We start from the raw sequence: 1,537 nt of genomic DNA on the forward strand, positions 1-1,537 counted from the left end.
AGGTCAATGCTCTTTTTATTTGTAAACCTCCTGTAATTCAAGGTTTTAAAGGATTTTAGAACAATAAAAACAGGTAGTTTTTGACACTACCAAGAGGTTTAAGGAGGAAAAAGAAATGAGAGATTTGTCAATTACTCAGGAATATTTAATTTGTGCAATGCATGGAAAAGGAAAGATTTCAGGATTCAATGTGGAAAAACTGGTGTGTGTGGTTGCCTCCAGTCTTTTAGAACTGAAAATGGAAAATTGTATTGTGCTGGAGAAAAAGAAGGTAAGAGTAACCGGTGAGCTTCCGGCTGAAAAAATGTATCTGAAACCTTTATATAATTTTATAAATCAGCCCAAACCTGTAAAAATAGAAAAAATTATAGAAGAATATAATTATTCATTTTCAGACAGGAAATTAAGGGAGCTTATTGGCGCAGTAGGTACCTCTTTAGAAGAGATGGGACTTGTAAGCATTACAGAATCTGGTATAAATAGTAAACGAAAAAATTATGTTCCTACAAAACAGGCTGTTCATTATGTAGTAGATTTGATCAGATCAGAACTTCTGGAGGATGGAGAAATAACAGAGGACATAGCCTGCCTGGTTGCCCTTCTGGAGAGAAGCAAAATCATGAAAGAATACTTTTCATCTTTTGAACAGAAGGAAATAAAGCATAAGCTGAAAGAAATTGTAAATTCTGATTCCGGACTACTGATAAAAGAAATGATTGATTATATCGAAAATCTTATTGCTATAATGACTGTCCTGACTGTTATGAATACAAATTAAGGAGAATAGATGTGTCAAGACAGAGAAGCATGGAGGTTATTCAGCAATCGGAGTATGTCACGATTGGCGAGCTGGTCAGACTTACAGATATGAGATACAGTACGCTTAAATTTTATACAGAAGAGGGAATGATTTCCTTTGAGCAGGCAGAACACAATCTTACAAGGAGATATAGGAGAGAAGAAAGCCTGGAACGTATTTATTATATCAAATCGTTAAGAGAACAGGGAAAAACAATTCCTGAAATAAAAGAAATTCTGAAAAATAACTAAAAATAAAGGTATTGTATAAATGATATATCATTATAGAGCACAGATATAACAAAAATTCTTTTGAGTTGAAAACTTTGTATTTACTGGCTGCATAGATTTCAAGAAAACATGAGTTGTTGATAGTTTATGCTGCCAGTAAATAATAGAATTCAGAGAGGAGCTAGAGAATATCTGTGTTTTAACATTGAAATGAAATAAATGTAATTATATAAGAGGGAATAAATATTTGATTTAAAATAGTATGTCTATAAAAGAATGTTTCACGTGAAACATTCTTTTTTCACTGTTTAGAAGGGGGAATGATGATAACACATATAATGTGTAATAGTTATATCTATAGAGCTTGAAATACTTTGGTGATATATTTTGGATTTTACATAGTAAAATCGGGTACTTGCTTATTTACACCTTATAAACAGAACGCTTATCAAGAATTTTAAATGAGTCGGCGGAGGGAGTTGTTTTGCATTTGAAAAAAAGGATGTTT

2 protein-coding genes are annotated in these 1,537 nt (G+C 32.2%); both read left to right on the plus strand.

Features of this window, described 5'->3' with window-relative positions; all coding sequences use genetic code 11:
* Positions 1 to 115 precede the first annotated feature (115 nt).
* A complete protein-coding gene (locus QVP40_RS03360; RefSeq protein ID WP_022067090.1) occupies positions 116 to 778 on the plus strand; it encodes a GOLPH3/VPS74 family protein in 663 nt (220 codons plus the stop codon).
* A gap of 29 nt (positions 779 to 807) precedes the next feature.
* Positions 808 to 1,050, plus strand: coding sequence for a helix-turn-helix domain-containing protein (locus QVP40_RS03365; protein WP_138271630.1), 243 nt, complete (start codon positions 808 to 810; stop codon positions 1,048 to 1,050).
* The last annotated feature ends 487 nt before the right edge of the window (positions 1,051 to 1,537 follow it).

The sequence above is a fragment of the Blautia sp. CAG:257 genome (genome assembly GCF_000433815.1).
Classification (GTDB): Bacteria; Bacillota; Clostridia; order Lachnospirales; family Lachnospiraceae; genus Blautia_A; species Blautia_A caecimuris.